The following is a 12,242-nucleotide window of genomic DNA, read 5'->3' as shown; positions in this document are numbered from 1 at the left end:
TGGCGGGCGGCGGTGGCTGAGGCGGCGGTGGCGGGCGGCGGTCGGCCGGGGCGTGCCGGGCAGGTCCTGGCCGCAGTACCCGCCGCCGGGTCGGTCAGCCGCAGCACCCGCCACCGGGTCGGTCAGCCGCAGCACCCGCCACCGCAGCAGCCGCCCCCGCTCGGGGCCTGCTGCGGCGCGCCGCCGGCCGCCGCGCCGGTGACGGCGACGGTGGACAGCAGCTTCACGGTGTCCTGGTGGCCCTGCGGGCAAGCGGCGGGGTCGTTGGCCTGAGCCATCGGGCGGCTGAGCTCGAAGGTGGCGCCGCAGGAGCGGCAGCGGAAGTCGTAGCGTGGCATACCGGCAGGGTACCGACCGCGTTCAGCGGTGCTGGCCCAGATCCCCGCGGATCAGGCCGATCACCCGCGACGCCGTCTCCCGCACCGCCGCCAGCTCGGTCAGGAAGTACCAGTAGTCGGGGTGCCGGCCGGCCGCCTGGAGCGTCGCCACCGCCCGGTCCAGGCGGGCCACCGCCTCGTCCAGCGGGGCGGCGTGCCGCGGGTCCGGCGCGCTGCGGCCCGCCATCGCCAGGCGCTGGGCGTCGCGTACGGCGAAGCGGGCCCGCTCCACCTCCCGGTTCGGGTCGTGCTGCACCTCGTTCAGCTGCCGTAGCCGCTCGTTCACCGCCTGCACCGAACCGTCCGCGGTGTCCAGCAGCGCGCGGACCGTACCGATCGCGGCCGTGGCGTCCGCCCAGCGCTGCTCGTCCCGGGCCCGAGCGGCCTCGGCGAGCTTGCGCTCCGCGGCCCGACCGGCCTCGGCGACCTGCTCCGGCACCGGCTGGAGGTCCTGCCAGCAGGCGGTGCTGAACCGGCGGCGCAGCTCGCTCAGTGCCGGGTCGACCGTCGCCGCCTTGGTCTCCAGCGCCTGGATCCTGGTCCGCAGACTGGACACCCGCCGGTCCAGCTCGCGGGCCCGCTCGGGCAGCTGGGCGGCGTCCGCGCTGATCGCCTCCGCCCGCCGCTTCACGTCCTCCGCCCGCTGCAACGTGGCGGCCACGCCGTGCCGTGCCGCGCCCTCGTTCAGCCGCCCCAACTCGGGCGCCAGCTCGGCCAGCCGGGCCGCCAGGTCGTCGGCCCGCAACCCGGCGCCGCGCACCTCGTCCAGCGTGCTGGTGGCCTGCAGCAGCGCGCGCTTGGCCTGCTCGACGGCCGGGGTGACCCGCATCAGCTGCTGCTCGGCGTGCTGGACGCTGGGCTGGAGGCGGCGCAGGAAGTCGTTCAGCTCCGCGCGGGCGGAGTGCAGCTGACCCTTCACGTCCTCCATCAGGCGCCGCGCCTGGGCGACGGAACCGGCGTCCAGGGCCTCGTTGTCCAGGTCGTGGGCGTCGAGGGCGGCCAGGTAGTTCACCGTGACCTGCTCGACCCGGCCGGAGATCGCCGACAGCTCGCCCAGCACCCGCTGCGCCCCCGCGCCCTCCTCCACGGCCCGGACGGTCTCCACCGCGAGCCGCACCTCGCGCTGCGTCTCGTCCAGCTCGTAGAACGCCTCCTGCGCCGCGGCCCGGGCCTCCCTGGCCTCCGCCCGCACGCCCTCCCCGGCCCCGCGCCGACCCCACCAGCCGCCACTGCCCGCCGACGCCAGCCCCACGGCCCCCAACGCACCCGCCAGCACCACCGGCAACACCAGCGCGTCGCCCAGCGCACTCCCCGCCCGGCGCCACCCCCGCCGCCCGCTCCCGCCGGCCACCGCCACTGCGCGCTCCCTGCTCCGACCGCTGATCCGCGCCCATTCTCGCCGATCCACCCCACCCCGCGGCACCCCGGGGCCCGCCCCGCACCACACCACCCCTCCGGACCAGGTACCCTAAGCTCTCGTCGTGCGCCCACCGGGCCACGACCGGGGGCGCGTAGCTCAGTGGTAGAGCGCTGCTCTTACAAAGCAGATGTCGGCGGTTCGAAACCGTCCGCGCCCACCAGCACAAAAGGCCCGCAGCGATCATGCTGCGGGCCTTTTGACTGCACTGATTGACGGCAACCGCTGATGTCAATCGGTCTTGCGGCGCCTCTTGAGGAGGCGGTCCATGTGTCCGAGGGCCTCGCGCCGGGTCTCCTCCGAGACGTGCGTGTAGACGTTCATGGTCACGGCGATCTGGGAGTGTCCCAGGATCTCCATCACCACCCGCGGGGCGACGCCGGCGGCGAACAGGATGGTCGCGCAGCCGTGCCGGGTGTCGTGGAGGCGGATGCGCGGCAGACCGGCGTCGGCGCCGATCCGCTCGAAGGACCGGCTGAGGTTCCGGGGCTCGATCGGACGGCCGGTCCGGGTGGTGAACACGTACCCGGTCTCCTCCCATTCCTGGCCGGCGTTCTCCCACTGCTTCGTCTGCTGGAACCGCCGCCAGCGCAGGGGGGCGATGCACATCGCCGGCAGCGGAATCGCCCGCGTCCGGCGGTTCTTCGTGCTGTCGGCGTACAGCTCTTTCTGCACGCGCTGGAGCTGGGTCCGAACGGTGAGCTTGCGGCCGTCCAGGTCGATGTCGCTCCAACGCAGGCCCAGGATCTCGCCGCGCCGCAGGCCCAGCGTGATGGCCAGCACGAACGCGGTGTACAGCGGGTCCGGGCGCGCGGCCTCCAGGAAGGTGATCGTCTCGTCCAGCGTCCACGTCTTCATCTCGCGTACCTCCACGCGTGGGGCCGGGACCAGGGTGGCCACGTTTCGACTGATCAGTTCCTCGCGACAGGCTGCCGTGAGGGCCGTGCGCAACACGCGGTGCGACTCCTTCGCCGTGGCGGCGGATGCCTCTCGCGCCACGGCGCCGACGAGGCGGCGCACGTCGGGGACGCTCAGCGACTCCAGGCGCTTGGTCCCGATGTGCGGGACCAAGTAACGCCGAACGTGGGTCTCGTACTTGGCGTATGTCGTCTTCTTGCGCTCCGGTCGGATGAACTCCTCCAGCCAGTAGGGGAGCCACTCGGACAGCTTCTGCGAGCGCGTCGGGGTGGGGACGCCGTCCCGGGCGCGCTTCACCAGCTCCTGGCGCTTGGCGTCGCACTCCTCCCACGTGTCGCCGTAGACGGTCTTGCGCTTGCGGGTGCCGTCGGGCTGCGGCACGTACACGCGCCCTTCGTAACGGCCGTCCTTGCGCTGCCAGATGCTGCCGGCGCCGTTCGGGTTCTTTCGGGCCATCAGGGACGGTTCTCCTCGGTCTTGGTGCGGATGTAGTCCGAGAGGCTGTCGACGGCGATCCGTCGGCAGCGGCCTTCGGTGAAGCTGACGAGCGTCTTGGAGCGGATGAGGTCGTAGACCTTGCTGCGGCTCATCCGGAGGGCGGCCATGACCTCGGGCACGGTCAGGGCTTCGGGGATGGCGGTAGCCATTGGGCGACTCCCGGAGGCATGGGAAAGGGGTGGAGCCCGTGTGGGCTCCACCCCTTAGTTCTCTGAGGTGCCGCTACCGCCGCTACCCCGCTACCGCCCTGGTCAGATGGGGCGTGGTGGTAGCGGATGCGGTAGCGGTAGCGGATGGGGCGGGTCAGCCGACCGTGGTGAGGTCGGCCGGGGTTTCGGTGGCGGCGGCCGGGGAGGTAGCCGCTACCGCTACCTCATCCGCTACCGGAAAGAGGGTCCTGACCTGCGCGGTAGCGGCGGTAGCGGCGGTAGCGGACGTTTCGGAGATGGCCGGGCAGTACCGCAGCCACGCGTCGGCGAGGTCTTCGGCGTAGTAGCCCTTGAGCGCGGTCTTGCCGGTCTTGATGTTGCGGGGGCGGATCGGCTTGCCGGCGGCGGTGACGTACCCGCCGAGCATCTGGGACAGGGTCCGGGTGGTGAACGGGCGGCCGTCGAGGTCGGCCCAGGGTGCGTCGTCGAGGTCGTTGAGCCGCTCGACGAGTGCGTTGCTGAGCATGCGCTCGGCGCCGTCGAAGATGGTCCGCAGGTCGGTCAGCAGTCGGATGCCGAGGGATCCGCTGTCGTCGGCCCTGGCGGCTTTGACCAGGTGGACGCAGGCGGCGCGGGCTCGCTTGGGCCAGTGTCCGCCTGCGGCGTCGGCGACGGCGAGCAGGGGTTCCCAGACGTCGGCGGGCCGGTCCGAGACGCCTTCGGGCATCTCGGGCCAGGCCCCGTCGACGTTCTCGCGCACGGACTCGGCCCAGGTGGCGAGCCGGTCGCGCAGCACGTGCCCCTCGGGCTCGTGGATCCGCTGGCGGAACGACTCGGCCGTCTCGTTGGGGGCCCGGCGTCGCATGCGGATGACGACGGAGCGGCCCATGATCGTGTCGGGGAGGTCGCCGAGGCCTGCGAGGGCGAGGGCGGCGTAGACGGGGAACTTGACCACCTTGTGGTTGTCGCCCTCGCGGACGCTGCGGGTGACACCGCCGGTGCGGCGGTAGCCGGAGTTGATGAGGCCGCGCAGGTCTTCGTTCCCGGCCGCCTTGGGGCCGAAGACCGTGTCGACTTCGTCGAAGAGGATCGTGGGCAGGCCGTCGTCGCCGCCGGAGATGGAGCGGAACAGGGCGCTGGCGCTGATGTCGTTGGTGACCAGCGGGTTGGGCGTGAGGGTCTGGACGATTTCCAGCGCACGGGTCTTGCCGCTCTCGGGTTCCGGGGAGAGGAACGCCAGGCGGGGGGTGGTCTCGAAGCAGTCCATGAGGTGGGTGTGGGCGTCCCACAGCGTGACGGCGACGTAGGCGTGCTCGCTGGGGAAGATGTTGAAGCGGCGGTGGTGCCGCTCGACCTCGTCGAGCAGGGCGGTGCCGTCCTCGGTGGTGGTGACGGCCGGGGTGGGATCGGTCATGCTTAGGTCTCCAGTCTGTTGGGCTGGTTGAAGCGGCCGCCGGCTTTGGTGAGTGGGCGGCCGCTTCGGCGTCTCCGGACGGGTCAGGGCAGGTGGGCGCCGGCGGCGGTGAAGCCGCGGTCGACGGCGCGGGTGGCGTAGTCGTGGGGGACGCCGACGTTGACGGCGGCGTCGATGAGCTGTTGGGCGATGGTGCCGAGGCCGCATGGGCCGGGGCAGCGGGTGTGCTGGGCGGCGAGGAAGCGGGCGACGCCGAACGTCTGGCTCCCCGCGCCGTTCTCGGGGCAGTCCGCGATTTTGGCGAGGCCTCGGTGCAGGCCGGTGCGGATGTAGCGGTCGGTGTGGCGGCAGCCGCTGCCAACGGTGCGGGTCCACGGTGCCGGGGGTGAAGAGGCCACCCGCGCCCCGCGCGGCGGGGTGGCCTCTTCCTTGGCGACCAGGGCGCGGACGGCGTCGGGCAGCGGGGCCATGGTGCCGGTGCCGTAGCCGAGCCAACGGGCGTACTGCATGGTCGACTTGACGTCCACGTTGGGGCGGACCTTGTTGGCGGAGGCCATGGTGCCCCGGTAGATCCAGTGCTCGCCCCGGGTGGTGGGCACGGTCAGCGTGGCGGGCAGGGCGGTGCGGGCCCAGGCGACGGCATCGGCGTGGTCGAGGTCGACCACGGTCAGCCCGGCGCCACCGGGGTGGTAGGCCACCGCTTCGGCCTCCCGCCAGGCCCGCAGCCACGGCGGGCTGGCCAGGACGGCGGGATCTGTCGTCGCGGCGGCCCACGCGTGGCAGGGCGCCGGGCAGGCGCACGGGCCCGGATCCTTCATGTTCGGCCGGCCGCCGCAGGCGTTGTCCTTGCAGGCCGGGCAGTTGCCCAGAGGGCGCTTCCCGGCCCGCAGCGGCAGGACCGGCAGGCCCATCCGGGATAGTTCGAGGGCGAGTTGGAGGTGGGTGCTGCTCATGCGTCCCTCCGGGGTGGGCCGGGGCGGGCAGGGCCGCCCCGGGGGGCGAGACGTGAGTCAGAACAGGGAGTCCGGCTCGGCGGCCGGGGCGCTCGCCTGGCGGGCCTTGTCGGCTGCACGGAGGGTGGCGTCGTGGCACTCCGGGCACCACGCGATGAGTGCGGTCTTCGGCAGGGCGGCGGCCTTGTGCGTGGGGAGGAGCAGGTCGGCCGGTTGGGCGGGGGCGGCGAGCAGGCGGACGGGGCCGGTGCCGTGGCGGCGGCCGTAGCCGCCGTTGACGGTCTTGCAGCGCCCGCCGTCCTTGTCGTGCTTCTTGCCGCAGGTGCCGCGGCACTGGCAGCGGCCCGCTGCGGCGGCGAGGACGACCAGCCACAGGCCCTGGTTGTCGCCGAGCGGCGGAACCCGGGGGCTCATGCGGCCGCCCCCAACCCGCCGCCGGTGGTGGCGCGGTCGAGCAGGAGACGGAGGGCAGCGGCGGCCTGGTCGGGCAGGACGCCGTTGCCCAAGGCCTTGAGCTGGGCGGTGCGGGACAGGCCGGGGACGGCGGTGACGTGCCCGGCTGGAAGGCCCATCAGCCACTCGACGAAGACGGGGTTCAGGCGTCCCCGATCGTCAGTTGGCCCGGGTGCGGGTCGGCCGAGGCGCGCTTCCCACCGGTGGACGGCCGGGCCGTACGGGCCCCAATCCGGGCCGCTGCCGAGGGCAGCGTCAGGTCGCCCCGGCTCCCGCGCTGGTTCGGCCCGCCCTTCGTGCCGTCCGTCGCCCTGGGCGTCGGCAGCAGTGCCCCGACCAAGGTCGGGTTGCCCCGGCTGAACGTCGGGCTGGTGCGGTCGCCGTCGGCGGCGGTCGGGGTCGGCAGCAGCCTTGTCGCGTCGACCAGCGTCTGACCGTAGCCCGCGCCGTACGGTGTCCCGTCCGGACGGAAGGTCGCCGTGTTCCGGGAGTCCGCCACGGTCGGGGTGGGCAGGAGACTGACGATGGTCCGCAGGTTCATTCCGCCCCGGCTGGCGTGCCCGGTCCCGGTCGCCTCCGAGACGGTCGGGGTCGGCAGCAGCTCCCCCTCGTTCGGCTGGCCAGGCGAGGAGGAAGACCCTGTTGCGCTGGTGAGCGGCGCCGACGTCGGACGCTCGCACGCTCGTCCATTCCGCATCGAACCCGAGGCCGGCCAGGTCTCCCAGAACGGCGCCGAGAGCGCGAAGAGCGAGGGGCCGTCCGGTTGCCGGGTCCAGATCCGGCGTTCCGGATCCCACTCCAGCAGCGTCGCCGCGGTCGGCTTTCGCCGAGAGGAGGCCTTGGACATTCTCGATCACCACCAGGGAGGGCCGGAGTTCACGGGCGGCGCGGGCGACCTCGACCCACAGGCCGGAGGCGGCGCCGGGGACGATCCCGGCCCGCAGGCCGGCCAGGCTGACGGACTGGCAGGGAAAACCGGCGGTCAGCACGTCCACTGGCTCCACCGTCGACCAGTCGACGGCGCGGATGTCGCCGAGGTTCGGTACGTGCGGGTGGTGGTGGGCCAGGATCGCGGCCGCCCCGGGGTCCGGGTCGGCCACCCACGCCAACTCCCCGCCCAGGAGGGAGCGGACGGCCATGTCCAGGCCGCCGTACCCGCTGCACAACGACCCGATGACCGGGCCGGTCACGACGCCGCGCCGTTCAGGTCGTTGACCAGGTGGGCGTGGGCGTTGGCCCAGACGACCAGTTCCTTGACCACGGACTTGGCCTCGATCGTCATGATGCTTCCGGGGTCGGCGGAGCCGGGCTCGGTCAGGAGGTGGTCCGGGACGGGCAGGAGCAGGGTGGCGGTGGTCAGGAGCAGGGCCTTGTCGGCGTCGGGCTCGAAGAGGCGCCGGAACGGGCCGCGGTCGGCGCCCCACAGGTCCGGCTGCCAGTCGCCGAGCCGCCGGTCGGGCCGGTGGGCGAGGACGGAGTGCCGCACGGGCACCTCGATGCGCAGGGCGACGTCGCGGCTGTCGCCGGTGGCGGAGACGAGCGTGATGGCGTGCAGGTCGGGGCGCACGCGCACGTAGCCGGGCGACATGATCGGACCGGTGGCGATCTGCCAGGCGCTGCACGCGAACTCGGCGGCGGTGAGGGGCTGTCCGTCGTCGTGCAGCAGGCGCGCGTTGCGGGCCAGGTAGGTGCCGTAGCGCGACCGGCCGTCGGAGGCCTGCTCCCGGTCGTAGATGTCATCGACGATGGCGAGCGTGCCGTCGGTGAACTGGGGCATGCTGGAGTCCTCTGGTCTCTGCGAAGGGATCGGATCGGCCCCGCAGCAGCCGTCTCTCTGCCAAGATTCGGCGGCCGCTGCGGGGCGTTTTTGCTGCTAGGGAGCGGGTCCGGCTAGAACGGCGGCTCGTCGGAGCCGCCGGCCGGGGCGCCGCCCCACTCGCCGCCGGGCGCGGCCGGGGCGGCGGTGGACCACTGGTCGGCCGCCTGCGCGGCGGAGGCACCGGTGCGCTGGGTCTTGGTGACCTTGGCGGTGGCGAAGCGCAGGCTGGGGCCGACCTCGTCGACGTCGAGGCCGAGCATGGAGCGGTTCTCACCCTGCTCGGTCTTCCAGTTGTGCTGCACCAGGCGACCGGTGACGACCACGCGCATGCCCTTGACCAGGGACTCGGCGACGTTCGTGGCGATCTCGCGCCAGGCGGTGGCGCGCAGGAACAGCGCGGTGCCGTCGCGCCACTGCCCGGTGGACTTGTCGTAGGTGCGGGGGGTGGAGGCGACGGTGAAGCGGGCCATGGCCACGCCCTGCGGGGTGAAGCGCAGTTCGGGGTCGTCGGTGAGGTTGCCGACGACGGTGATCGGGGTCTCTCCCACGGACACGGTGCCTCCCAGGGCATCGGTGGTGTCGGGAGCGGGTCTGCCCGTCCCCCGCACCACCCGGACCCGCGCCGCCAGCTACGGCGGTGGTCCGGGTGGCACGGCGGTCGGCACAGGTCCGTCAGACCTCGGGGTTCCGGGCGAACTCGCAGTTGCCGTCGCAGTCGTAGTAGCCGCAGCCCCCGCACTCGGGGCAGTGCTCCCAGTCGATGGGGACGTAGTCCTGGGCCTCGTCGTCCCATGCCTCGTCCTCGTAGCCGCCGCCGGTCCCGTGGCAGCCCTCGCACGGCTCGGTGTGACCGGGGCGGGGGTTGGCCTGCTCCTCCTCGATCCGGCGCTGTTCGTCGGCGACGTCGAGGGCGATCTCGGCGGCCTGCTCCTCCTCGGGGGTCGGGTAGTCGGTGCAGTCGTGCATGGCGAAGTCGTCGTCCATGGGCGGCCTCTCAGGCGTTCGGCACGGCGGGCTTGGGCTGGTCGGTGAGGGCGCGCAGGGCGTCGGCGATGGCGAGCAGGGCGAGCAGGTGGGCGTGGTCGGTAGGCGGCAGGGAGCCGTACTTGGCGTAGACCTGGGCGAGTCCGTAGTGGCCGGCGTCGTGTACGTCGGTGCTGTCGAGGGGGTGGGTCATGGGGTCCGTTCAGCGGTTGCGGTTGGAGACGGTGACCTGCACGTTCACGGCGCCGTGCCTACTCCCGCCGCCCCCGCGGGTCTTGGCGAGGCAGTAGGCGCCAGCGCCGATGACGGCGAGTCCGCCGAGGCTGCTGCCGGCTGCGGCCACGGCCTGGAGGGCGTAGCCGATGCCGAACCCAGCGGCACCGAGGCCGATGCCGCCAGCGGCGAGGCGAGCGGGCCACGGGTCCCGCGCCGCAGCGGGCTGCGCGGCCGGGACGGTGGCCGGTATGAGGACGGCTGGCTGCTGCGGCATCGGCGGGTGTGCGTAGAGCGGGACGGGCTGCGGTGCGGTGGGTTGGTAGAGGGCGGGCGGTGCGGTGAGCGGGGCGGTGGCGTAGAGGGGTTGGCCCTCGGCGGTGTAGAGCACCGGGGCGGGTTGCGGGTACGGGGTGCGGTCCACGGTGCGTCTCCTGTCGAGGGTGGGTGGTCAGTGGCCGGAGACGATCCGGGTGACGGCGGCGAGGAAGGTGTTCACGGGGTCGGCCATGCCGGTGGAGGCGAGGGTGAAGCCCGAGAGCCAGAGCACGACCGCGGTGGGCAGGGAGACGCGGCGGCCGCGGATGAGGACGACGGAGAGGATCGCGAAGAGGACGGTGATGCTGAGCGAGACGATCACGGCGGAGCCTTCCGGGAGGGTGCGGGCGGGTGTCTGGGGCCCGCCCCGGCGCGCGGCCGGGGCGGGGTGGTTCGCCTGTCGTGCGGCCTGTCGCCTGTCCTGTCGCGTGCCTGTCCTGTCGTCTGTCCTGTCGCCTGTCGTCCGCAGGTCAGAGGGGGGATACAGGCTGCGCGACAGGTGGATGACCCCCTTCTCCGGGGGTGGAGACAGGCGACAGGACAGGCGGTGGGGTCAGGCGTCGGGGGCGTGGTCGCGGTGGACGTAGCGGGCCTTGCTGCCCTCGCCGACGCGCACCGCTTCACCGCTCTCGGCCCAGGCCTTGAGCCATCCGGCGATGGCCTGGCGGCGGGTGCCGAATCGGGGCTGGAGCACCTTCTCCATGGCGGAGGCTCCGGTGCCCTCGGGCCCGGCGTCGCGCAGCAGCGCGAGCGCGGCGTCCCTCGCGTCCGGGGTCTCCGGTGCGGTGTCCTCCCGCCCGGTGGACCAGGTGGACGGGTCGGCCCAGTCGGTGCCCTCCGGGGTGGCGGTCCCCGGCTCGGGGGCGGCGGGCAGCAGCCAGATCGACTCCAGGTCGTCCAGCCCGGCCGGCTCGGCGGGCGTGTCCCAACCGGCGGTGGCCTTCCAGCCGCCGACCGCGGCGGCGCCCTTGCTCTGCCCGGCGGCCGGGCCACCGGATGCCGGAGTGGCCGAGGTGCTCGGCGCCGCCGAGGACGCCCCGGCGGTGACGGGCTCGTTCCCCGCCCAGAGGTGGCCGCAGCGCTCCATGGTCCAGCGGTCGGTGTAGTCGGCGCCGGCGGCCTCCAGGGAGGGGGCGTCGAGGGCAGGGCGGCGGTTGGCGGTGAGGGCGCTGATCTCCTCGATCATGTCGGGGGTGATGCGCCACTGGCGGGCCTTAGCGGGCTGCTTGCCCTCGGTGCCGGCCAGCACCGACCCCGGGCCCGAGAAGCTGTCTTCGGCGCGTAGGGCCCGCCAGCCGAAGAGGTGGCCCAGCTCCGAGTCCTCGAACGCGCCGGTGGCGAGCCGGTTGGAGGCCATCTTGCGCACGAGCGGGTCGGGCATGACGTCCTGAGTGACGCGCAGGACGGAGACGACGGCGCGGATCGCCATGGCGCGGGCGATGCGGATGACCTCGGAGACTCCGGCCAGGACGGCGCGGGCCTCGCGGGTGGCTGCGACCTCGGCGCCCTCGTCCATGACGATGACGATCTCCGGAATGGTCGGGCCGACGGGCAGCTTGTCGTCGTTGGCGTCGCGCATGGCGTCCTGGTAGGCGGCCTTGCGGTGCTTGGCGATCCGGACGGCGGCGGCCAGCATGCGGGTGGCCTCATCGGGGGTGGAGGCGACCCAGTCGACGCCGGGAACGGGGATGTCGGCGTCGGCCCAGGGCGAGCCAGGGCGGCCGAGCTGGGCGTCGCGCCAGGCGTTGAGCCACGGCAGGCCGATGGAGCCGGCGTTGAGGTCGATCACCCACACCAGCACGTCGTTGGTCTGGTTGAGCCGGGCGATCAGGGTGTGGAGCCAGTTCGTCTTGCCGCTGCCGGTGGGGCCGGTGACGATCGTGGAGGACTGCCGCAGGTCCATCTCCGCCCGCGCCCCGTCCGACAGCAGCGAGACCGGGATCGGGTTGTTCACCGTGGTCACCTCGGCCATCTCTTCGATGGGGAAGATGAGTTCGGCGGTGATGACCTTGGTGGTGACCTGGATGAGGACGCGCCGGCGGGAGATGCCGGGCATGACCTGGAGGCCGCAGCCGTCGGGCAGGTCGAGGTCGGAGCCGAGCGCCTCGGCGCGATCCGCGATCGCGCGGCGGGTGGTGCCACCCTCGGGCAGCTCCAGCTCCAGGGTGTAGCCGGCGCCGGAGGGCCAGTGCTCGATCCCGAGGACGGTCACCTCGACGTTGCAGACGCGGCGGATGCGGTCGGTCCATTCAGTGGCGAGCTGGCGGCGGGCGCCGATCAGCAGCAGGTGGGAGCGCTTGGCCTGCTCGACTTCCTCGTGCGCGGCGAACGCGGCGCCGAGCGTGCCGGCGGCGATCCCGGCGACGGCGAGCGAGCCGAGTTCGCCCCACTGCCAGGGGCCGCCGTGGGCGAGGGCCCAGGACGACCAGCCGCCAGCGGCCATCCAGCAGGTGCTGCGGAAGGCGAGCGTGGCGCCGGTCAGGCGCTTGCGCAGCCCGGCGCCGATGGTGCCAATGGCTCCGGCGGCACCGGCGGCGAGCGCCCATCCGGCGGGCAGGCCGGTGGCGTGGCCGAGCGCGGTGGTCGACAGGGCACCGAGGGTGCCGTTCATGGTGCCGGTCAGCAGGCCGTGGCCGGCCTGCCAGTTCACGCGCGGCGCGGTGTTCTTGGTGTTCTTGGTCATGGCGGCGGTCTCCAGCCGGAACGGGGCGGGCCGTCCACAGGGTGTG

General features: G+C 73.4%; 16 protein-coding genes, 1 tRNA gene and 1 pseudogene. 1 reads left to right on the top strand and 17 read right to left on the bottom strand.

The window, feature by feature from the left end; genetic code table 11:
* Positions 1-122 precede the first annotated feature (122 nt).
* Together ACZ6Z8_RS07330 and ACZ6Z8_RS07325 are read right to left on the bottom strand one after the other, a co-directional pair.
* A complete protein-coding gene (locus ACZ6Z8_RS07330; RefSeq protein WP_402815981.1) occupies positions 123-338 on the bottom strand; it encodes an FmdB family zinc ribbon protein in 216 nt (71 codons plus the stop codon).
* A gap of 22 nt (positions 339-360) precedes the next feature.
* Positions 361-1,728, bottom strand: coding sequence for a hypothetical protein (locus tag ACZ6Z8_RS07325; protein ID WP_465607501.1), 1,368 nt, complete (start codon positions 1,726-1,728; stop codon positions 361-363).
* A gap of 154 nt (positions 1,729-1,882) precedes the next feature.
* On the opposite strand from ACZ6Z8_RS07325, the gene ACZ6Z8_RS07320 reads away from it, so the two are divergent.
* A tRNA-Val gene (locus tag ACZ6Z8_RS07320) sits at positions 1,883-1,957 on the top strand.
* A gap of 68 nt (positions 1,958-2,025) precedes the next feature.
* Here ACZ6Z8_RS07320 and ACZ6Z8_RS07315 read toward each other — a convergent pair.
* The 15 genes and pseudogenes from ACZ6Z8_RS07315 to ACZ6Z8_RS07245 all read right to left on the bottom strand — a co-directional run bounded on the left by ACZ6Z8_RS07315 (position 2,026) and on the right by ACZ6Z8_RS07245 (position 12,196).
* On the bottom strand, positions 2,026-3,168 hold the full coding sequence (locus ACZ6Z8_RS07315; RefSeq protein WP_465607176.1) for a tyrosine-type recombinase/integrase: 1,143 nt from the start codon (positions 3,166-3,168) through the stop codon (positions 2,026-2,028).
* A complete protein-coding gene (locus ACZ6Z8_RS07310) occupies positions 3,168-3,359 on the bottom strand; it encodes a helix-turn-helix domain-containing protein (protein ID WP_465607174.1) in 192 nt (63 codons plus the stop codon). Before ACZ6Z8_RS07310 ends, ACZ6Z8_RS07315 begins: the two co-directional genes overlap by 1 nt.
* Before the next feature lie 154 nt (positions 3,360-3,513).
* The gene (locus tag ACZ6Z8_RS07305) at positions 3,514-4,773 is read right to left on the bottom strand and encodes a DUF3631 domain-containing protein (protein WP_465607172.1); all 1,260 of its coding nucleotides are present in this window, start codon (positions 4,771-4,773) and stop codon (positions 3,514-3,516) included.
* Between the two features lie 83 nt (positions 4,774-4,856).
* Positions 4,857-5,726 (bottom strand): bifunctional DNA primase/polymerase, encoded by an 870-nt coding sequence (locus ACZ6Z8_RS07300; protein ID WP_465607170.1) that lies wholly within the window; start codon positions 5,724-5,726, stop codon positions 4,857-4,859.
* Positions 5,727-5,783: 57 nt separating this feature from the next.
* Positions 5,784-6,140 carry a hypothetical protein gene (locus tag ACZ6Z8_RS07295; RefSeq protein WP_465607168.1) on the bottom strand — a complete coding sequence of 119 codons (357 nt, stop codon included), beginning with the start codon at positions 6,138-6,140 and terminating at the stop codon, positions 5,784-5,786.
* Positions 6,137-6,298 carry a hypothetical protein gene (locus ACZ6Z8_RS07290; RefSeq protein WP_465607523.1) on the bottom strand — a complete coding sequence of 54 codons (162 nt, stop codon included), beginning with the start codon at positions 6,296-6,298 and terminating at the stop codon, positions 6,137-6,139. The genes ACZ6Z8_RS07295 and ACZ6Z8_RS07290 overlap by 4 nt, the downstream gene beginning before the upstream one ends.
* 23 nt (positions 6,299-6,321) lie before the next feature.
* Complete coding sequence (locus ACZ6Z8_RS07285) at positions 6,322-6,720, bottom strand: hypothetical protein (protein WP_465607521.1); 399 nt, start codon at positions 6,718-6,720, stop codon at positions 6,322-6,324.
* Positions 6,721-6,862: 142 nt separating this feature from the next.
* A pseudogene (locus tag ACZ6Z8_RS07280) lies at positions 6,863-7,318 on the bottom strand (DNA cytosine methyltransferase); the annotation flags it as partial.
* Between the two features lie 47 nt (positions 7,319-7,365).
* Positions 7,366-7,956: a hypothetical protein gene (locus tag ACZ6Z8_RS07275; protein ID WP_465607166.1), complete on the bottom strand. Its 591-nt coding sequence runs from the start codon at positions 7,954-7,956 to the stop codon at positions 7,366-7,368.
* Between the two features lie 113 nt (positions 7,957-8,069).
* Positions 8,070-8,552 carry a single-stranded DNA-binding protein gene (locus tag ACZ6Z8_RS07270; RefSeq protein WP_465607164.1) on the bottom strand — a complete coding sequence of 161 codons (483 nt, stop codon included), beginning with the start codon at positions 8,550-8,552 and terminating at the stop codon, positions 8,070-8,072.
* Between the two features lie 118 nt (positions 8,553-8,670).
* The gene (locus ACZ6Z8_RS07265) at positions 8,671-8,982 is read right to left on the bottom strand and encodes a hypothetical protein (protein WP_465607163.1); all 312 of its coding nucleotides are present in this window, start codon (positions 8,980-8,982) and stop codon (positions 8,671-8,673) included.
* A gap of 10 nt (positions 8,983-8,992) precedes the next feature.
* Positions 8,993-9,175, bottom strand: coding sequence for a hypothetical protein (locus tag ACZ6Z8_RS07260; RefSeq protein WP_465607161.1), 183 nt, complete (start codon positions 9,173-9,175; stop codon positions 8,993-8,995).
* A gap of 9 nt (positions 9,176-9,184) precedes the next feature.
* The gene (locus ACZ6Z8_RS07255) at positions 9,185-9,619 is read right to left on the bottom strand and encodes a hypothetical protein (RefSeq protein WP_465607159.1); all 435 of its coding nucleotides are present in this window, start codon (positions 9,617-9,619) and stop codon (positions 9,185-9,187) included.
* A gap of 27 nt (positions 9,620-9,646) precedes the next feature.
* Positions 9,647-9,835, bottom strand: a complete 189-nt coding sequence (locus ACZ6Z8_RS07250; protein WP_465607158.1) for a hypothetical protein — start codon at positions 9,833-9,835, stop codon at positions 9,647-9,649.
* A gap of 231 nt (positions 9,836-10,066) precedes the next feature.
* Positions 10,067-12,196 (bottom strand): hypothetical protein, encoded by a 2,130-nt coding sequence (locus tag ACZ6Z8_RS07245; RefSeq protein WP_465607156.1) that lies wholly within the window; start codon positions 12,194-12,196, stop codon positions 10,067-10,069.
* Positions 12,197-12,242: the final 46 nt, after the last annotated feature.

The sequence above is a fragment of the Kitasatospora sp. NPDC101108 genome, assembly GCF_055584725.1.
This window is presented reverse-complemented; position numbering and strand designations above follow the sequence as displayed.